Source organism: Streptomyces sp. NBC_00057 (genome assembly GCF_045041165.1).
Lineage (GTDB): Bacteria > Actinomycetota > Actinomycetes > Streptomycetales > Streptomycetaceae > Streptomyces.
This window is the reverse complement of the sequence record NZ_CP108256.1, coordinates 2,787,121-2,803,775: the sequence shown is the minus strand read 5'-3', so window position 1 is coordinate 2,803,775 and position 16,655 is coordinate 2,787,121. Positions and strand designations below refer to the sequence as shown.

Genomic DNA, 16,655 nt, shown 5'->3' with positions numbered 1-16,655 from the left:
TTTCTGTCGGAGTGATCTGCTGTCCGGAATGAGGTAATTGTCAACACGGTCGTGAGGAAACTCACATGATGATCGCCGTCTCATCCAGGCTCCCGAAGGGAATTGGATGTCTTAGCCTGACGCTTTACAGGGATGGCAAATCCGACAACCGGCGCCCCTCCGGGCGGCGCCCGTACCGACAGGGTCCGAACGGCAGATGAAGACGACGACGATGTTCCGCAACATTGCCAACCCCCGGCGCACCACGCTGGCGCACCTCAAGGACGCCGACGAGCTGCAGACGCCGGAACTGCCGGAGCGCGCCGTCGAGCTGCCCACCCAGACGGCCAACCCCCGCCGCACCATCCTCATGGAAGCCCCGGTCACGGCCCCGGCCGCAGCGGCCGAGTAATGCGCGGTCGTCCCCCCTCACCCGCGTTAGCCTGGAGCGTCAGTCTTCAGCCAGCCAGCAAGTGAGGGGCGACAGCATCCCGTGCGCATCGCCAGGTTCTCCATCGACGGCAATGTCGCCTTCGGCGCGGTCGAGGGCGAGGGGCCCGATGGTCTCGTCCTCGACATCATCAAAGGCATCCCGTACGCCGAGTTCGAGCTCTCCGGCACCAAGGTTCCGCTGAGCAAGGTTCGCCTCCTGCCGCCCGTGCTCCCCAACAAGGTCGTGGCCATCGGCCGCAACTACGCGGAGCACGCCGCAGAACTCGGCAACGAGGTCCCGGACGTCCCCGTCGCCTTCTTCAAGCCCACCACCTCGGTGATCGGCTCCGGCGACGCCATCGAGTACCCCTCCTTCTCCAACGAAATCCACCACGAGGCCGAACTGGCCGTGGTCATCGGCCGCATGTGCCGCGAAGTGCCGCGTGAGCGCGTGAAGGACGTCATCTTCGGCTACACCTGCGCCAATGACGTCACCGCCCGCGATGTCCAGAAGCGCGAGAAGCAGTGGGCACGGGCCAAGGGCTTCGACACGTCCTGCCCGCTCGGCCCCTGGGTGGAGACCGACCTCGACCCCAGCGACCTGACCATTCAGGCCACGGTCAACGGCGAGCAACGCCAACTGGGCCGTACGAGCGACATGATCCGCTCGATCGAGGATCTGGTCGTCCACATCACGGAAGCCATGACGCTGCTCCCGGGTGATGTGATCCTCACCGGCACTCCCGCAGGGGTCGGACCCCTCCATGTCGGCGACGAGGTCGCCGTCACCATCGAAGGCATCGGCACTCTCACCAACAAGGTGATCAAGCGTGGTTAACGCACCATTCCCCAAGCTCTCGGCTCCGCTCGAGCAGGGGACACCCCATCGCGTACGTTTCTGTCCCTCCCCGACCGGCAACCCCCATGTGGGCCTGGTCCGCACCGCCCTCTTCAACTGGGCTTTCGCCCGCCACCACGGCGGCACCCTGGTCTTCCGCATCGAGGACACCGACGCGGCCCGCGACTCCGAGGAGTCCTACAACCAGCTCCTGGAGTCGATGCGCTGGCTCGGCTTCGACTGGGACGAGGGCCCCGAGGTCGGCGGCCCGCACGCCCCGTACCGCCAGTCGCAGCGCATGGACATCTACAAGGATGTCGCCGAGAAGCTTCTCGCAGGCGGGTACGCGTACCACTGCTACTGCACCACCGAGGAGCTCGACACCCGCCGCGACGCCGCCCGCGCCGCCGGCAAGCCGTCCGGCTACGACGGCCACTGCCGCGACCTCACGGCCGAGCAGATCGCCGCGTACGAGGCCGAGGGCCGCACCTCCATCGTCCGCTTCCGGATGCCCGACGAGGCGCTCACCTTCACCGACCTGGTCCGCGGCGAGCTGACCTTCCAGCCGGAGAACGTGCCGGACTACGGCATCGTCCGTGCCAACGGCGCCCCGCTCTACACGCTGGTCAACCCGGTCGACGACGCGCTGATGGAGATCACCCACGTCCTGCGCGGCGAGGACCTGCTCTCCTCCACCCCGCGTCAGATCGCCCTCTACAAGGCGCTCATCGAGCTGGGCATCGCCAAGGCCACCCCCGCGTTCGGCCACCTCCCGTACGTCATGGGCGAGGGCAACAAGAAGCTCTCCAAGCGCGACCCGCAGGCTTCGCTCAACCTCTACCGCGAGCGCGGCTTCCTGCCCGAGGGGCTGCTCAACTACCTCTCCCTGCTGGGCTGGTCCATCGCCGAGGACCGCGACATCTTCTCCATCGAGGAGATGGTGGCCGCGTTCGACATCAAGGACGTCAACGCCAACCCGGCGCGCTTCGACCTGAAGAAGTGCGAGCACATCAACGCCGAGCACATCCGCAAGCTGGATGTGAAGGCGTTCACCGAGGCGTGCGGCCCCTGGCTGAAGGCGCCGTTCGCCCCGTGGGTCCCGGAGTCCTTCGACGCGGAGCAGTTCGCGGCGATCGCCCCGCACGCCCAGACCCGTGTCACGGTCCTCTCGGACATCACGGCCAACGTCGACTTCCTCTTCCTCGACGAGCCGGCCATCGACGAGGCGTCCTGGGCCAAGGCGATGAAGCAGGGCTCCGACGCCCTGCTCGTCACGGCCCGCGCCAAGCTGGCCGCCGCCGAGTGGAACGCGGACGCCCTGAAGAACGCCATCCTCACCGCCGGCGAGGAGCACGGCCTGAAGCTCGGCAAGGCCCAGGCCCCGGTCCGCGTCGCGGTCACCGGCCGCACGATCGGCCTGCCGCTCTTCGAGTCCCTGGAGATCCTGGGCCGCGAGAAGACGATCGCCCGCATCGACGCGGCACTGGCCAAGCTGGCCGCCGCGTAGGCATCCAGGTCACGCCCGGAGGGGGCGGCCACCGGTTCACTCCGGGGGCCGTCCCCTCGGCCGTTTCCCGGCTACGAGGCGCGTTTCAGCCGGGGTGGGGTACGGGATTCAGTCGAATATCGTCGTTCACTTACGGGAATTTTCGACGTGGCCAGGATCAGTCGGCGTGGCCCGACAGGGGTGCGTGACGCAGGAATGAAGGGCAGATGACAGGGGATCTCAACCTCTCCGCGGCTGAGTTATATGCTTCGGCGGGGGCCGCAGACACGCTCGTAACGGATTTGCAAGGGCCTTTGCGGAAGGCGATCGACGATACGGCTGCGGCATTCCGGGCATGGGACGACAAGGGCCGTATCGAGGCCGTCGGTACCGGCTGGGGCGACGCCCTGACCACTCTGAAGGATCGTTTAGCGGAACACGCGAACGGTCTACGGCTGCCGGCCGATGGCCGCAGCATCAACGACGCGGACGTCGGCGACTGCTTCAAGGGCTGGTGAGCCCGGAATGCCAGAACTCTTCGCACAGCTCTTCCGCCAGGACTTCTCGGATCTGGAAGCGGCCACCGGCTCGTGGCAGAAGCCGACCGAGATCCTCGGCGACACCCGGATCGGCAGCGGGAAGCGCGTCTCCGAGTTCGGCGAGATCACCGAGGCCGAGATCCGCGGTGTCCCGACCGGAACCGACGAACAGCGCTTCCGGCAGAAGGCCCGCGCCTACCTGCTGCGTCACGAGGGCCAGCCGACCGTCCACAATCTGCGCCACAACGAACAGATCACCAGTGAGGACTGGACAGGCAAGCAGCCCAGCAGGCGTTTGAGGGCTTCATCGCGGGCAAGCAGCTGAGCGCCGGCCAGCTGGACTTCATCACGCTCATTGTCGACGTGGTCGCGAAGCGTGGTCTGCTCGGCCTGGGTGACCTGTATGAAGTCGGCAGTCCCTTCCACGACCGGGCGCCCGGCGGGCCCGGACGACCTTCACCCCTGAGGACATCGACGACCTGAAGTTTGTCTTCATCGGCCTACGGAGCACCGCGAAGCCCAGCGCGCCCGCCGCGTAGGAACCTAGGCTGGGCCACATGACGATCCGCGCGGTCCTCTGGGACATCGACGACACGATCTTCGACTACACGGGCGCCGACCGCGCCGGCATGAGCAAGCATCTCGAACAGGAGGGCCTGCCCGACGGATACGACTCCGTCGAGCAGGCCCTCGCTGCGTGGCGGGCGATCACCGATGTGCACTGGGCGCGGTTCGCCGCCGGGGAGACGGACTTCCAGGGGCAGCGCCGGGACCGGGTCCGGGAGTTCCTCTCGCGGGCGCTGGACGACGCCGAGGCCGACGACTGGTTTGCTCGGCACGCCGCCCATTACGAAACCGCCTGGTCGCTCTTTCCCGATGTGCTGCCCGCGCTGGATCTGCTGGCGGACGGCTTCCGCCACGGGGTGCTGTCGAATTCCAGCATCCACAACCAGGACCGGAAGCTGCGCACGCTCGGTGTGCGGGAGCGGTTCGAGGCCGTGGTGTGCGCTGTGGAGCTGGGCGTCTCCAAGCCCGAGGCCGGAGCCTTCCACGCCGCCTGCGACGCGCTGGCGCTGGAGCCGCAGGAGGTCGCGTATGTGGGGGACGAGCCGGACATCGACGCGAGTGGCGCGGTCGCCGCGGGGCTGATGGGGATCTGGCTGGACCGCGGCGGACGCGGTGGGCGGCCCGAGCTCGTCCGGATCAGCGGGCTCGATCAGCTTCCCGGCCTGCTGGCGGGCAATACCCGTTTTGGAGCGCCGGACACCTTCGGGTAATGTTCTTCCTGCGCCGCCCGAGCGGGACGGAAGATCTGAACGGGAAGCGCAAACCGAACAAAACCCCCTTCCGGGGGTTGAGTTTTGGTGGGCTATGGTGTAATTGGCAACACTACGGTTTCTGGTACCGTCATTCTAGGTTCGAGTCCTGGTAGCCCAGCGCAGAAATGCAACAGCAGTAACAAGCCCCCGTTGTGTAGCGGCCTAGCACGCTGCCCTCTCACGGCAGTAGCGCCGGTTCGAATCCGGTCGGGGGTACAGATCCTTCCCGCGAGATCATCTGGGTCGCACCCACGCTCTCGATGCAGGATCGCTAGGGCCCCCGTTGTGTAGCGGCCTAGCACGCTGCCCTCTCACGGCAGTAGCGCCGGTTCGAATCCGGTCGGGGGTACTTGTAACACCATGGGCTATGGTGTAATTGGCAACACTACGGTTTCTGGTACCGTCATTCTAGGTTCGAGTCCTGGTAGCCCAGCGCAGAAATGCAACAGCAGTAACAAGCCCCCGTTGTGTAGCGGCCTAGCACGCTGCCCTCTCACGGCAGTAGCGCCGGTTCGAATCCGGTCGGGGGTACAACAGAGCGACAGAGTAGGGCCCTTCACTGAGGTGAAGGGCCCTACTGCTTGTCCGTCAGAGTCCGTACCGCCGGGCCGACTCCTCCTCCTGAGCCATCCTGCGCAGCGCCATCAGCAGTGGCTCGCAGAGCACCGCCGACGCGACCGCCGTCTCCACCTGTTCCGCCTTCGTGGGGTACGTCTCCATCATGTCCAGGTCCTGGACGGCGACTTGGTGCATGAGGCGGGCCTGCTCGGCTACACGCTGCTGTCCGGCTCGCCGCGCACGTACTGCGTCGTCCAGTACTGGGAGTCGAAGGAGAAGCTGTACGCGTACGCGAGCGCTTTTGACATGTTGCACCGCAAGGCGTGGGCGATGCTGAACCGCAAGGAGAAGAAGTCCCGGCAGCACGTGGGGCTGTGGCACGAGACGTACATAGTGCCCGAGGGCGGTTGCGAATCCATCTACGCGGATATGCCGGCCTACGGACTGGCTGCGGCGACCGGCGTACTGCCGATCGAGGGGCGGGGTCGCAGGGCCGCGGACCGTCTCGCGCACCGCTCGTCCGCGCAGTGAGGTACTGAGAGAGGCCGCCACGACGCTGGGGCGGCCAGGGCTTTTTTCCGTGTACGTCAGCCGGTGCGGCGCAGGGCCTCGCTGAGCCTGGCCGCCGAGTCGATGACCGCCTGGGCGTGCATCCGGCCGGGGTGCCGGGTCAGCCGCTCGATCGGTCCGGAGACCGAGACGGCGGCGACCACCCGGTTCGAGGGGCCGCGCACCGGCGCCGAGACCGAGGCGACGCCCGGCTCGCGCTCGCCGATCGACTGGGCCCAGCCCCTGCGCCGTACGCCCGAGAGTGCCGTCGCCGTGAAACGGGCGCCCTGGAGGCCGCGGTGCAGGCGCTCCGGCTCCTCCCAGGCCATCAGGATCTGGGCCGACGAGCCGGCCTTCATGGTGAGCGTGGAGCCGACCGGCACGGTGTCCCGCAGACCGGACAGCCGCTCTGCCGCCGCCACGCAGATCCGCATGTCGCCCTGTCGCCGGTAGAGCTGCGCGCTCTCGCCGGTGATGTCACGGAGGTGAGTGAGCACCGGTCCCGCCGTGGCCAGCAAGCGGTCCTCACCCGCCGCCGCCGCCAGTTCCGCCAGCCGGGGGCCGAGAATGAAACGGCCCTGCATGTCCCTCGCCACCATGCGGTGGTGTTCGAGTGCCACGGCCAGTCGATGTGCCGTGGGTCGTGCGAGCCCGGTCGCCGCGACCAGCCCGGCGAGGGTGGCCGGACCGGACTCCAGGGCGCTCAATACCAGAGCTGCCTTGTCGAGAACGCCGACGCCGCTAGAGTTGTCCATACGACGATACTCCCGTCTCACTCTGTGAAACGCAAGTTCAATTTTCGGCGGAAGTTGCGAACCTGTAGGGGCGGCCACACAACGGCCCGCAGCCACCGCCCCGCACGGGGGTCCGGACGGCGGCGCACCGAATCTCTAGTTGGGCCGGCGAAGACGCCGGCCGGAGGGAAAGCGATGGGTAGGACACTCGCGGAGAAGGTCTGGGACGACCATGTCGTCCGGCGCGCCGAAGGCGAGCCCGACCTCCTCTTCATCGATCTGCACCTGCTGCACGAGGTGACCAGCCCCCAGGCCTTCGACGGCCTCCGTCAGGCCGGACGCCGGGTGCGGCGCCTCGACCTCACCATCGCCACCGAGGATCACAACACCCCGACCCTCGACATCGACAAGCCCATCGCCGACCCGGTCTCCCGTGCCCAGTTGGAGACGCTGCGCAAGAACTGTGCGGAGTTCGGTGTACGGCTGCACCCGCTGGGCGACGTCGAGCAGGGCGTCGTGCATGTGGTCGGCCCGCAGCTGGGGCTGACCCAGCCCGGCACCACGGTCGTCTGCGGCGACTCCCACACCTCCACACACGGTGCGTTCGGCGCGCTGGCATTCGGCATCGGCACCAGCCAGGTCGAGCACGTGCTGGCCACCCAGACGCTGCCGATGGCCCGCCCGAAGACGATGGCGATCACCATCGACGGCGAACTGCCCGACGGCGTCACGGCCAAGGACCTGATCCTCGCGATCATCGCCCGGATCGGCACCGGCGGCGGCCAGGGCTACATCCTCGAATACCGCGGCTCGGCCATCGAGAAGCTCTCGATGGAAGCCCGGATGACCATCTGCAACATGTCGATCGAGGCCGGTGCCCGGGCAGGCATGATCGCCCCGGACGAGACCACCTTCGACTACCTGAAGGGCCGCGACCACGCCCCGCAGGGCGAGGACTGGGACGCCGCCGTCGCGTACTGGAAGACGCTGCGCACGGACGACGACGTGGTCTTCGACGCCGAGGTCGTCATCGACGCCGCCGAACTGGCGCCGTTCGTCACCTGGGGCACCAACCCCGGCCAGGGCGCGCCCCTCTCGGCCAACGTCCCCGACCCGGCTTCGTACGAGGACGCCTCGGAGCGCAATGCCGCCGAAAAGGCCCTGGAATACATGGGGTTGACCGCCGGGCAGCCGCTGCGCGAGATCAACGTGGACACCGTCTTCGTAGGCTCCTGCACCAACGGCCGGATCGAGGACCTGCGTAATGCCGCCGCGATCCTGGACGGCCGCAAAGTCGCGGGAGGCGTACGGATGCTGGTCGTCCCGGGCTCGGTCCGGGTCGCCCTGCAGGCCGTCGAGGAGGGCCTGGACAAGGTCTTCACCGCCGCAGGCGCCGAATGGCGGCACGCGGGCTGCTCGATGTGTCTCGGCATGAACCCCGACCAGCTGGCCCCCGGCGAGCGCTCCGCCTCCACCTCGAACCGCAACTTCGAGGGACGGCAGGGCAAGGGCGGCCGTACGCACCTGGTCTCCCCGCAGGTCGCCGCCGCCACCGCCGTGCTGGGCCACCTGGCCTCGCCGGCCGACCTGTCCGACGCCCGTACGCCTGCCGGAGTCTGAGAATCATGGAAGCTTTCACCACGCACACCGGCCGGGCCGTCCCGCTGCGCCGGAGCAACGTCGACACCGACCAGATCATCCCCGCCCACTGGCTGAAGAAGGTCACCCGCGACGGCTTCGAGGACGGACTCTTCGAGGCCTGGCGCAAGGACGCGAACTTCGTCCTCAACCGCCCGGAGCGCAGCGGCGCCACGGTGCTGGTGGCCGGTCCGGACTTCGGTACCGGATCGTCCCGCGAACACGCCGTGTGGGCGCTGCAGAACTACGGTTTCAAGGCCGTGATCTCCTCCCGGTTCGCCGACATCTTCCGGGGCAACTCGCTGAAGAACGGGCTGTTGACCGTCGTCCTCGACCAGAAGGTCGTCGACGCGCTCTGGGAGCTGACCGAGGCCGACCCGACGGTCGAGATCACCGTCGACCTGGAGGCGCGCCAGGTCCGCGCCGAGGGCATCACGGCCGACTTCGAGCTCGACGAGAATGCCCGCTGGCGACTGCTGAACGGGCTGGACGACATCAGTCTCACCCTTCAGAACGAAGCGGACATCGCGACTTATGAGGTGGCAAGGCCGACCTTCAAGCCGCGTACAATTAACGCCTGAGCAGCGCGTTTCCAGGACTGCGCCCCCCACCATCTGGTAGGGGGCGCAGTCGCTTGTTGAGACCCCGTCGGGCGACAACTCGCCCCAGATGGCACAATCGGTGCATGGAACGCGACAGCCAACTCAAGCTTTACGGCCAAGTCGCCGACCGATTGAAGGAAGCGCACACAAGAGTGCGCGCACTGCAAGTCCCGGAGGGCGTAAGGATGGCGCTGTCCCGGAAGCTGTTGGTCATCACGGCCGCGGCTAAGCACGATCTCCCGGATGCGGCAAGGCGTCTGGACCGGTTGATGAAGGACCTCGATGAGGGCCGATTCCCCGAAGGTGACTGACTCTGCGGAACTGTGCGGCGGTCGACTTCGTTGCGGCACTAGGGTGATTAGCCCGTTTCGTGTTTGATTTGCGGTATATATCTGCCTAACGTGCGAAAACGCTTGAACACTTTCGTTCTGGCAATGTCTCCGAAGGGGAAGACGTGAACAAGGCGCAGCTCGTAGAAGCGATTGCCGACAAGGTCGGCGGCCGTCAGCAGGCCGCCGACGCCGTCGATGCGGTGCTCGACGCGATCGTCCGTGCGGTTGTCGCGGGGGACCGGGTATCGGTCACCGGCTTCGGCTCGTTCGAGAAGGTCGACCGCCCCGCCCGCTACGCCCGCAACCCGCAGACGGGTGAGCGGGTGCGGGTCAAGAAGACCTCGGTGCCCCGTTTCCGTGCAGGACAGGGCTTCAAGGACCTGGTGAGCGGCTCGAAGAAGCTCCCCAAGGGCGAGGTGGCCGTGAAGAAGGCGCCCAAGGGCAGCCTCACGGGCGGTGTTGCCCGTGCGACGACCAAGGCCGCGGCCAAGAAGGCCGCCGCCAAGAAGGCCGTGGCGAAGAAGGTCACCGCCAGGAAGACCGTGACCGCGGCGAAGACCGCTGCTGCGAAGAAGACCACCGCGAAGAAGACCACCACGGCGGCCAAGAAGACCACGGCAGCGGCCGCGAAGAAGACCACCGCCGCGGCGGCGAAGAAGACGACGGCCGCCAAGAAGGCCGTCGCCGCCAAGACCGCGCCCGCCAAGAAGGCCGTGGCGAAGAAGGCTCCCGCGAAGAAGGCCACGGCGCGCAAGACCACGGCGAAGAAGGCCACTGCACGGAAGAAGTGAGGCCGAGCAGCGCAGGGCTACTCACGCGCCGGGCCGGGCTCCCCTCGGGGAGCCCGGCCCGCGGGCTGTTGTGGGCAGTGTGCGGAGCCGTTCAGAACGTCTGCAGCGTCACCAGCGTGATCCGTAGATCCGCGCCCTCGCCGGTGACCTCGATCCGCACCCGCTGCCCCGGACGCAGCAGCCGCAGACCGCCGGCGTCGAAGGCCCGGGCGTCGAATTCCACCGGGGTGCCGTCGTCGAGGAGCACACTGCCGGTGCGCGTCTCGGGGTCGTACGTGTACGAGGTCGCCTGCATGAACGGCAGCCTATCGGTCCCCGAGGGGCGCTCCGGCGGCCCAGCGCCCCGCCGTGTGCGGGCCGACGCCCAGGGTCAGGGCCGCCCGCAGATCGTCGCCGGTGTCCACGTCCTGGCGGACCGAATCGATGCCGGTCAGGCTGATTTCCACCGCTCCGGAGTCCAGATGTCGGGCCCGGGAAGAACCGCCGAAAGCCGGTCGCAATTCCACTCCCGGCGCAGCCGACAGAAATGTTGTACCGATTCCAGCCGAATCGGTGACAAATGCGCGGGGAAATGCGGCGGAAAAATTGAGTACCCGGGCCAATTCTCCGGGGCGCAGCGCGGGCAGATCCGCATTGAGGGCGGCGAGAGCCGCCCCTGGCCGCTCGGCCCGCACGGTCCGCTCACCGTGCGCCAGGGCGGCGTTGAGCCCGCGGTCCGGTTCGTCGGGAACGATTCGCGCTCCGAGGGCCGCGAGAGCCGCCCCGGCCTCCGTGTCGTCCGTGACGACCACCACATCCCGTACCGCTGGGCACGACAGGGCGGCGGCCACGGTGTCCCGTGCGAAGGCGAGGGCGAGCCGCGGGCGCAGCGCGGCGCCCGTCGCAGGCGCGAGCCTGCTCTTGGCCCGCGCCAAAGGCTTCAACGGGACGACCAGCGACCAAGGACCGGCCGGGGCGGTGTTCGTGGCGATCTGCCTCTCGATGCGCATCGCCGCTTATTCTCGCCTGCCGGTGCGAGAACCCGGAGGTTCGGTCCCGAAAGCGGGGCGTACGGTGTTCTCGACAGAGCAGGGGCCTGGGGCGAGACTTGACCGGTCGGTAGCCAGGCAGTAGTCAGGTCCTTAGAGGAAGGTGTCCGAGTGTCCCGCCGCAGAATCGGCTTCTGGTACCGCCTGGCGGCGGTCATCGCAAAACCGCCGTTGGTGGTTCTGTTCAAGCGCGACTGGCGGGGAATGGAACACATTCCGGCCGACGGCGGATTCATCACTGCGGTCAATCACAACTCCTATCTGGACCCGCTTTCCTACGGTCACTTCCAGTACAACACCGGACGGGTGCCGCGGCTTCTCGCGAAGGCGGGCCTCTTCAAGACCCCCTTTGTCGGAATGATGCTGCGCGGCACCGGACAGATCCCCGTGTACCGCGAGACGACCAATGCGCTGGACGCCTTCAGGGCCGCCGTCGACGCCATCGAGCGCGGTGAATGCGTCGCCTTCTACCCGGAGGGCACCCTCACCCGCGACCCCGACTTGTGGCCGATGGCCGGCAAGACCGGTGCGGCCCGCGTTGCGTTGATGACGAAGGCCCCCGTCATCCCGGTCGCCCAGTGGGGCGCCAACCTGGTCATGCCGCCGTACGCCAAGGAGAACAAGCTCCGGCTCTTCCCCCGCAAGACCCTTCAGGTGCAGGCCGGACCGCCCGTCGACCTCTCCCGGTTCTACGACGAGGATCCGACGCCGGACGTCCTGCGCGAGGCGACCGAGGCCATCATGGCGGCGGTGACCACGCAGCTGGAGATCGTGCGGGGCGAGAAGGCGCCCGCGGAGCCGTACGACCACCGCCAGGCCCGTGCAGAACAGCGGCGCAAGGCCGAAGGAAAGGGACCCAAGTGACGCACCCCGCAAAGGCAGCCGTCTTCGGAACCGGCTCATGGGGTACGGCCTTCGGCGTGGTTCTCGCCGACGCCGGCTGCGAGGTCACCCTCTGGGGCCGTCGCGCCGAAGTTGCCGAGGCTGTCAACACCACCCGTACCAACCCAGACTATCTGCCGGGAATTGAGCTCCCCGAATCCATCAGGGCCACCACCGACGCCGCCGAGGCGCTGCGCGGTGCCGACTTCGCCGTGCTCGTCGTGCCGTCGCAGACGCTGCGTGCCAACCTCGCCGACTGGGCCCCGCACCTCGAACCGGACACCGTCCTCGTCTCGATGATGAAGGGGGTCGAACTCGGCACCGCCAAGCGGATGAGCGAGGTCATCGAGGACGTCACCAAGGTCGGCGCGGACCGCATCGCCGTCATCACCGGCCCCAACCTGGCCAAGGAGATCGCCGAGCGACGCCCCGCCGCGGCCGTCGTCGCCTGCCAGGACGAGTCGGTGGCCCGTCGCCTCCAGGCCGCCTGCCACACCCCGTACTTCCGCCCGTACACCATCACCGATGTGGTCGGCGCCGAACTCGGCGGCGCGGTCAAGAACGTCATCGGTCTCGCCGTGGGCATCGCCGACGGCATGGGCCTCGGTGACAACGCCAAGGGCTCGCTCATCACCCGCGGTCTCGCCGAGACCACCCGGCTCGGCCTCGCCATGGGCGCCGACCCCCTGACGTTCTCCGGACTCGCGGGCCTCGGCGACCTGGTGGCGACCTGCTCCTCGCCGCTCTCGCGCAACCACACCTTCGGCACCAACCTCGGCCGCGGAATGACGCTCCAGGAGACGATCGCGGTCACCAAGCAGACCGCCGAGGGCGTCAAGTCCTGTGAATCCGTGCTCGATCTGGCGCGCAGGCATGGCGTCGACATGCCCATCACCGAGACGGTCGTCGGCATCGTCCACGAGGGTAAGCCGCCGATGGTCGCACTGGGCGAGCTGATGTCGCGCAGCGCGAAGCCCGAGCGACGCTGACGGGTTCGCCGGGGGAGGACCTGAAGGGCGCGCAAGCCGGTGAACGTTTGCGTATCGCTCCAGCGGCCCCGGCCACGCTGACGCGAGTGGTACCAGCAGGTACGCTCAACGCGATATGAGCAGCGAGAACCTCCCCCAGAGCCCGGAGCAGCAGCTCCGCAAGCCGCGCGTGGCCGTCGTGTTCGGCGGCCGCAGCTCCGAACACGGCATCTCGATCGTCACGGCCGGCGCCGTCCTGAACGCCATCGACCGGACGAAGTACGACGTCCTGCCGATCGGCATCACGACGGACGGCCGCTGGGCGCTCACCGCCGACGAGCCCGAGCGCATGGCCATCGCGGACCGGAAGATGCCGGACGTGGCCGAGCTGGCCGAGTCCGCCGAGGGCAGCGTGGTGCTCTCCGTCGACCCCGGCAGCCGTGAAGTGGTGTACAGCGAGCCCGGCTCGGTCCCCAAAGCGCTCGGCGAGGTCGACGTCGTCTTCCCCGTGCTGCACGGCCCGTACGGCGAGGACGGCACCCTTCAGGGGCTCCTGGAGCTCTCGGGTGTGCCGTACGTCGGCGCCGGGGTGCTCGCCTCGGCGGTCGGCCAGGACAAGGAGTACATGAAGCGGGTCTTCACCTCGTTCGGGCTGCCGGTCGGCCCGTACGTCGTGGTACGTCCCCGCGAATGGGACACGGACCCCTCCGCTGCCCGCAAGCGCATCGTGGACTTCGCCGGTGACCACGGCTGGCCGCTCTTCATCAAGCCCGCACGGGCCGGCTCGTCGATCGGTATCACCAAGGTCGACGATCTCGCCGGTCTCGACGATGCGATCGAGGAAGCCCGCCGCCACGACCCCAAGTTCCTGGTCGAGTCGCTGCTGCGTGGCCGCGAGATCGAGTGCGGGGTGCTGGAGTTCGAGGACGGACCGCGCGCCAGCGTGCCCGCCGAGATCCCGCCGGTGACCTCGCACGACTTCTACGACTTCGAGGCCAAGTACATCGACTCGGCCTCCGGGATCGTGCCCGCCCCGCTCACCGAGGAGCAGACGGCCGAGGTCCAGCGGCTGGCGGTCGACGCCTTCGAAGCCGTGTCCTGCGAGGGCCTGGTGCGGGCCGACTTCTTCCTCACCGAGGACGGCAGCTTCGTGATCAACGAGATCAATACGCTGCCGGGTTTCACCCCGATCTCCATGTACCCGCGGATGTGGCAGGAGAGCGGCGTGAGCTACCAGGAGCTGGTGGACCGGCTGATCCAGGCCGCGTTGAACCGGCCGACCGGCCTGCGCTGAGAAGACGAGACCCGGGCCGTAGGGCGTGCGCTCCGGAACGGGAGCGCACGCTCTACAGGCTGCTGGGAACCGTCTTCCGGACGGCCGGGCCGAACGCGGCCAACGGGCTCGCGTCATGCGCGTACGCCGTGGACAGGCTCACCTCGACGTACGCCTTGCGGTAGGTCGTCGTAAAACGCGGACCGGCGTCTTCCGGCTGCTCCAGCAGCCAGTTGACGCCGTCCGCCTCGACCCCCTTGGCCATGGGGTCGTCCATCTTCGCGGGCCGGGGGACACCGCAGCGCAGTACGATCGCTCCGTCCCCCCACTCGGCGGTCAGTTCGGACTTCGTCCCGGTGTCACCGCGGTCGAGTCCGGCAACGGTCTTCGGCAGCTCCTTGTGCAGTGCACGGCAGTAGGCTGCGGCTTCCGGCGGTGGCGTGGGAACCGTGATCGACGCCGCGGCGTCCGTTGAGGAGCAGCCCGCCGCGGCCAGCAGCAGCGCGGCAACGGACGGACCGAGAAACACGGGGTGGCGGAACCGGCGGCGCAATGATGTCACCGGCCCAGCGTAGACGGGGGCTACAGATGAACGACCGGGCAGGTCAGGGTTCTGGTGATGCCTTCCACTTGCTGGACCTTGGCGACCACCATGCGGCCGAGTTCATCGACAGTGTCGGCCTGGGCGCGCACGATCACGTCATAGGGGCCGGTGACGTCCTCTGCCTGGATCACTCCCGGAACTTTGGCGATGGTCTCGGCGACGGTCGACGCCTTGCCCACCTCGGTCTGAATAAGGATGTACGCCTGTACCACGGAACCTCCAGGGCGGCCACGAGGATCATGTGGGGGAAAGGGACGCCACGGTATCGCGTTGCCGCGGGCCGCGGGGAGACCTACGGGGCGGTTGACGTCCACAGCGTGGCGCACGCAAGACACAAGTTGACGTATCTCTTGACAGTACCGACAGCAGTGACGGCCCGCGACCGCAAGTGCAGCGGTGCGAAAGGGGGACAGGCATGCCGATGAGAACCGGTGCAGACTGCTCCCTGCGGCGGCGGCCGGTCCACGATCCGGACCCCCGGCCGCTGAAGCAGCCCGGACGATCGTCCGGGGCGATAGATGAGAGGTGAGACTCGGTGAAGGGAACCGTGGGCGAGTTGGGGGAGTTCGGGCTCATCAGGGAGCTCACTTCCCGGCTCACCACCACTCCGGCGGTACGGCTCGGCCCCGGCGACGACGCCGCGGTCGTGTCCGCTCCCGACCGCAGGGTCGTGGCCAGTACGGACATCCTGTTGGAGGGACGGCACTTCCGTCGCGACTGGTCGACGGCGTACGACGTCGGCCGCAAGGCCGCCGCCCAGAATCTCGCCGACATCGCCGCCATGGGCGCCGTGCCCACCGCGCTGCTGCTCGGCCTGGTCGTCCCCGCCGAACTCCCGGTCACCTGGGCCGGCGAGCTGATGGACGGCATCCGTGACGAGTGCCAGGTCGCCGGCGCGGCCGTGGTCGGCGGCGATGTGGTGCGCGGCGAGACGATCACCGTCTCGATCACCGCACTCGGCGATCTGCGCAACCATGAACCGGTCACCCGGTCCGGCGCCCAGCCCGGCGACGTCGTCGCCGTCACCGGCTGGCTCGGCTGGTCCGCTGCCGGATACGCCGTGCTCTCCCGCGGCTTCCGCTCACCCCGCGCCTTCGTCGAGGCCCACCGGCGCCCCGAACCGCCGTACCACGCAGGCCCCGCGGCCGCCGGACTCGGCGCCACCGCGATGACGGACGTGAGCGACGGACTCGTCGCCGACCTCGGGCACATCGCCGAGGCCAGCAAGGTCCGGATCGATCTGCGCTCCGGACTCATCGACATCCCCTCGCAGATGTCCGACATCGGGCAGGCCGTCGGCGTGGACCCGCTGCAGTGGGTGCTGACCGGGGGAGAGGACCACGCGATTGTCGCCACTTTCCCGCCGGACGTGAAGCTGCCCGCCCGCTGGAAGGTGATCGGCGAAGTCCTCAACCCCTCGGCGCTGCCGCAGGTGACGGTCGACGGGGCGCCCTGGACCAGCAAGGGCGGCTGGGACCATTTCGGGGACATCGAGGACGCCCACTAGATTTCGGCGGGTGTCCCCATCTGTTGCTGTATCCGCCCGTGTACTCACCGTCGCCGGTTCCGATTCCGGCGGCGGTGCGGGCATTCAGGCCGAGCCGAGGACGATGCCGGCGTTCGGTGTGCGCGGAGTGAGCGTGCTGACCGCCGTCACGGCCCAGACGGGCATCTGCCCGGCGAGCCCGTCGACCACGGCTGGCTGACGCGCACCGTGTGAGGGCCCCAGGAGCACAGCAAAAAGCCGGTCCACCGAGGTGGACCGGCTTTTTGGGCAACCGGAAGGCTGCGCTACGACGGGAACGTCAGCGCGCGACCTTGCCGGCCTTGATGCACGAGGTGCAGACGTTGAGCCGCTTCGGCGTCCGACCGACCACGGCACGCACGCGCTGGATGTTGGGATTCCAGCGACGGGACGTACGGCGGTGCGAGTGCGAAATGTTGTTGCCGAAGCCCGGCCCCTTGCCGCAGACGTCGCAGTTGGCAGCCACGGGTCACTCCAAAGACTTCAGGTGCACTTACAGTGAATTCCGGCGCGCCGGATTCATTTGACTGAAGTGGCGGTACCGGAGGAATGGCCCGACTCTCATCGGGCAACCGAAG

Annotated in this window: 21 protein-coding genes, 5 tRNA genes and 3 pseudogenes; 22 read left to right on the top strand and 7 right to left on the bottom strand. The window is 68.2% G+C overall.

Annotated features, from left to right (window positions below):
- The first annotated feature begins 196 nt into the window (after positions 1-196).
- The 12 genes from OG953_RS13015 to OG953_RS12960 all read left to right on the top strand — a co-directional run bounded on the left by OG953_RS13015 (position 197) and on the right by OG953_RS12960 (position 5,124).
- The gene (locus OG953_RS13015) at positions 197-391 is read left to right on the top strand and encodes a hypothetical protein (RefSeq protein WP_266357591.1); all 195 of its coding nucleotides are present in this window, start codon (positions 197-199) and stop codon (positions 389-391) included.
- A gap of 81 nt (positions 392-472) precedes the next feature.
- The gene (locus OG953_RS13010) at positions 473-1,249 is read left to right on the top strand and encodes a fumarylacetoacetate hydrolase family protein (RefSeq protein WP_405684287.1); all 777 of its coding nucleotides are present in this window, start codon (positions 473-475) and stop codon (positions 1,247-1,249) included.
- The gene (gltX, locus tag OG953_RS13005) at positions 1,242-2,756 is read left to right on the top strand and encodes a glutamate--tRNA ligase (RefSeq protein WP_405684285.1); all 1,515 of its coding nucleotides are present in this window, start codon (positions 1,242-1,244) and stop codon (positions 2,754-2,756) included. Before OG953_RS13010 ends, gltX begins: the two co-directional genes overlap by 8 nt.
- Positions 2,757-2,962: 206 nt before the next feature.
- Positions 2,963-3,253: a hypothetical protein gene (locus tag OG953_RS13000; protein ID WP_405684283.1), complete on the top strand. Its 291-nt coding sequence runs from the start codon at positions 2,963-2,965 to the stop codon at positions 3,251-3,253.
- A 7-nt stretch (positions 3,254-3,260) separates the two neighbouring features.
- Positions 3,261-3,599 carry a hypothetical protein gene (locus tag OG953_RS12995; protein WP_405684281.1) on the top strand — a complete coding sequence of 113 codons (339 nt, stop codon included), beginning with the start codon at positions 3,261-3,263 and terminating at the stop codon, positions 3,597-3,599.
- Positions 3,542-3,757, top strand: coding sequence for a type I restriction-modification enzyme R subunit C-terminal domain-containing protein (locus tag OG953_RS12990; RefSeq protein ID WP_405691797.1), 216 nt, complete (start codon positions 3,542-3,544; stop codon positions 3,755-3,757). Before OG953_RS12995 ends, OG953_RS12990 begins: the two co-directional genes overlap by 58 nt.
- Positions 3,758-3,831: 74 nt before the next feature.
- Complete coding sequence (locus OG953_RS12985; RefSeq protein WP_405684280.1) at positions 3,832-4,551, top strand: HAD family hydrolase; 720 nt, start codon at positions 3,832-3,834, stop codon at positions 4,549-4,551.
- Between the two features lie 88 nt (positions 4,552-4,639).
- Positions 4,640-4,711 (top strand) — tRNA-Gln (locus OG953_RS12980).
- Positions 4,712-4,736: 25 nt separating this feature from the next.
- Positions 4,737-4,809 (top strand) — tRNA-Glu (locus OG953_RS12975).
- 60 nt (positions 4,810-4,869) lie between these two features.
- Positions 4,870-4,942: transfer RNA gene (locus OG953_RS12970), tRNA-Glu, on the top strand.
- 12 nt (positions 4,943-4,954) lie between these two features.
- Positions 4,955-5,026 (top strand) — tRNA-Gln (locus OG953_RS12965).
- A 25-nt stretch (positions 5,027-5,051) separates the two neighbouring features.
- Positions 5,052-5,124, top strand: a tRNA-Glu gene (locus OG953_RS12960).
- A 57-nt stretch (positions 5,125-5,181) separates the two neighbouring features.
- Here the strand turns inward: OG953_RS12960 and OG953_RS12955 are convergent.
- A pseudogene (locus tag OG953_RS12955) lies at positions 5,182-5,361 on the bottom strand (transcriptional regulator); the annotation flags it as partial.
- On the opposite strand from OG953_RS12955, the pseudogene OG953_RS12950 reads away from it, so the two are divergent.
- Positions 5,353-5,682 (top strand): annotated as a pseudogene (locus OG953_RS12950) (monooxygenase family protein); the annotation flags it as partial. The pseudogenes OG953_RS12955 and OG953_RS12950 overlap by 9 nt on opposite strands.
- Before the next feature lie 56 nt (positions 5,683-5,738).
- Here OG953_RS12950 and ndgR read toward each other — a convergent pair.
- Positions 5,739-6,455 (bottom strand): IclR family transcriptional regulator NdgR, encoded by a 717-nt coding sequence (gene ndgR / locus OG953_RS12945; protein WP_014048551.1) that lies wholly within the window; start codon positions 6,453-6,455, stop codon positions 5,739-5,741.
- 174 nt (positions 6,456-6,629) lie between these two features.
- On the opposite strand from ndgR, the gene leuC reads away from it, so the two are divergent.
- The 4 genes from leuC to OG953_RS12925 all read left to right on the top strand — a co-directional run bounded on the left by leuC (position 6,630) and on the right by OG953_RS12925 (position 9,797).
- Entirely contained in the window at positions 6,630-8,054 is a 1,425-nt protein-coding gene (gene leuC / locus OG953_RS12940) for a 3-isopropylmalate dehydratase large subunit (protein WP_405684279.1), read from the top strand.
- Positions 8,055-8,059: 5 nt separating this feature from the next.
- On the top strand, positions 8,060-8,653 hold the full coding sequence (leuD, locus tag OG953_RS12935) for a 3-isopropylmalate dehydratase small subunit (RefSeq protein ID WP_405684278.1): 594 nt from the start codon (positions 8,060-8,062) through the stop codon (positions 8,651-8,653).
- Between the two features lie 104 nt (positions 8,654-8,757).
- Entirely contained in the window at positions 8,758-8,985 is a 228-nt protein-coding gene (locus tag OG953_RS12930) for a hypothetical protein (protein WP_072487271.1), read from the top strand.
- 143 nt (positions 8,986-9,128) lie between these two features.
- Entirely contained in the window at positions 9,129-9,797 is a 669-nt protein-coding gene (locus tag OG953_RS12925; RefSeq protein ID WP_405684276.1) for an HU family DNA-binding protein, read from the top strand.
- A gap of 91 nt (positions 9,798-9,888) precedes the next feature.
- Here OG953_RS12925 and OG953_RS12920 read toward each other — a convergent pair whose 3' ends face one another.
- Both OG953_RS12920 and cofC read right to left on the bottom strand, forming a co-directional pair.
- Complete coding sequence (locus tag OG953_RS12920) at positions 9,889-10,092, bottom strand: hypothetical protein (protein ID WP_093899138.1); 204 nt, start codon at positions 10,090-10,092, stop codon at positions 9,889-9,891.
- Positions 10,093-10,102: 10 nt separating this feature from the next.
- Positions 10,103-10,786, bottom strand: coding sequence for a 2-phospho-L-lactate guanylyltransferase (gene cofC, locus OG953_RS12915; protein ID WP_405684275.1), 684 nt, complete (start codon positions 10,784-10,786; stop codon positions 10,103-10,105).
- Between the two features lie 150 nt (positions 10,787-10,936).
- Between cofC and OG953_RS12910 the strand changes: the two genes are divergently transcribed.
- The 3 genes from OG953_RS12910 to OG953_RS12900 all read left to right on the top strand — a co-directional run bounded on the left by OG953_RS12910 (position 10,937) and on the right by OG953_RS12900 (position 13,969).
- Entirely contained in the window at positions 10,937-11,689 is a 753-nt protein-coding gene (locus tag OG953_RS12910) for a lysophospholipid acyltransferase family protein (protein ID WP_405684273.1), read from the top strand.
- Positions 11,686-12,696 carry an NAD(P)H-dependent glycerol-3-phosphate dehydrogenase gene (locus tag OG953_RS12905; protein ID WP_405684271.1) on the top strand — a complete coding sequence of 337 codons (1,011 nt, stop codon included), beginning with the start codon at positions 11,686-11,688 and terminating at the stop codon, positions 12,694-12,696. The genes OG953_RS12910 and OG953_RS12905 overlap by 4 nt, the downstream gene beginning before the upstream one ends.
- Positions 12,697-12,811: 115 nt before the next feature.
- Positions 12,812-13,969, top strand: coding sequence for a D-alanine--D-alanine ligase family protein (locus OG953_RS12900; protein ID WP_405684269.1), 1,158 nt, complete (start codon positions 12,812-12,814; stop codon positions 13,967-13,969).
- Positions 13,970-14,021: 52 nt separating this feature from the next.
- On the opposite strand, the gene OG953_RS12895 is transcribed toward OG953_RS12900, so the two are convergent.
- Positions 14,022-14,510, bottom strand: coding sequence for a DUF3515 domain-containing protein (locus OG953_RS12895; RefSeq protein WP_405684267.1), 489 nt, complete (start codon positions 14,508-14,510; stop codon positions 14,022-14,024).
- 20 nt (positions 14,511-14,530) lie between these two features.
- Positions 14,531-14,764 carry an Lrp/AsnC family transcriptional regulator gene (locus tag OG953_RS12890; RefSeq protein WP_093899132.1) on the bottom strand — a complete coding sequence of 78 codons (234 nt, stop codon included), beginning with the start codon at positions 14,762-14,764 and terminating at the stop codon, positions 14,531-14,533.
- Between the two features lie 323 nt (positions 14,765-15,087).
- Here OG953_RS12890 and OG953_RS12885 point away from each other — a divergent pair, with 323 nt between their 5' ends.
- Positions 15,088-16,059 (top strand): thiamine-phosphate kinase, encoded by a 972-nt coding sequence (locus tag OG953_RS12885; RefSeq protein ID WP_405684266.1) that lies wholly within the window; start codon positions 15,088-15,090, stop codon positions 16,057-16,059.
- Between the two features lie 10 nt (positions 16,060-16,069).
- A pseudogene (locus OG953_RS12880) lies at positions 16,070-16,225 on the top strand (bifunctional hydroxymethylpyrimidine kinase/phosphomethylpyrimidine kinase); the annotation flags it as partial.
- 132 nt (positions 16,226-16,357) lie between these two features.
- Here the strand turns inward: OG953_RS12880 and rpmB are convergent.
- Positions 16,358-16,543 carry a 50S ribosomal protein L28 gene (gene rpmB / locus OG953_RS12875; RefSeq protein ID WP_030928661.1) on the bottom strand — a complete coding sequence of 62 codons (186 nt, stop codon included), beginning with the start codon at positions 16,541-16,543 and terminating at the stop codon, positions 16,358-16,360.
- Between the last annotated feature and the right edge of the window lie 112 nt (positions 16,544-16,655).

Coding starts and splice junctions, on each gene's coding strand:
- leuC (WP_405684279.1), top strand. CDS start 6,630: ATGGGTAGGACACTCGCGGAGAAGGTCTGGGACGACCATGTCGTCCGG.
- OG953_RS12995 (WP_405684281.1), top strand. CDS start 3,261: ATGCCAGAACTCTTCGCACAGCTCTTCCGCCAGGACTTCTCGGATCTG.
- OG953_RS12930 (WP_072487271.1), top strand. CDS start 8,758: ATGGAACGCGACAGCCAACTCAAGCTTTACGGCCAAGTCGCCGACCGA.
- ndgR (WP_014048551.1), bottom strand. CDS start 6,455: ATGGACAACTCTAGCGGCGTCGGCGTTCTCGACAAGGCAGCTCTGGTA.
- cofC (WP_405684275.1), bottom strand. CDS start 10,786: ATGCGCATCGAGAGGCAGATCGCCACGAACACCGCCCCGGCCGGTCCT.
- OG953_RS13015 (WP_266357591.1), top strand. CDS start 197: ATGAAGACGACGACGATGTTCCGCAACATTGCCAACCCCCGGCGCACC.
- OG953_RS13000 (WP_405684283.1), top strand. CDS start 2,963: ATGACAGGGGATCTCAACCTCTCCGCGGCTGAGTTATATGCTTCGGCG.
- OG953_RS12900 (WP_405684269.1), top strand. CDS start 12,812: ATGAGCAGCGAGAACCTCCCCCAGAGCCCGGAGCAGCAGCTCCGCAAG.
- OG953_RS12985 (WP_405684280.1), top strand. CDS start 3,832: ATGACGATCCGCGCGGTCCTCTGGGACATCGACGACACGATCTTCGAC.
- leuD (WP_405684278.1), top strand. CDS start 8,060: ATGGAAGCTTTCACCACGCACACCGGCCGGGCCGTCCCGCTGCGCCGG.
- OG953_RS12920 (WP_093899138.1), bottom strand. CDS start 10,092: ATGCAGGCGACCTCGTACACGTACGACCCCGAGACGCGCACCGGCAGT.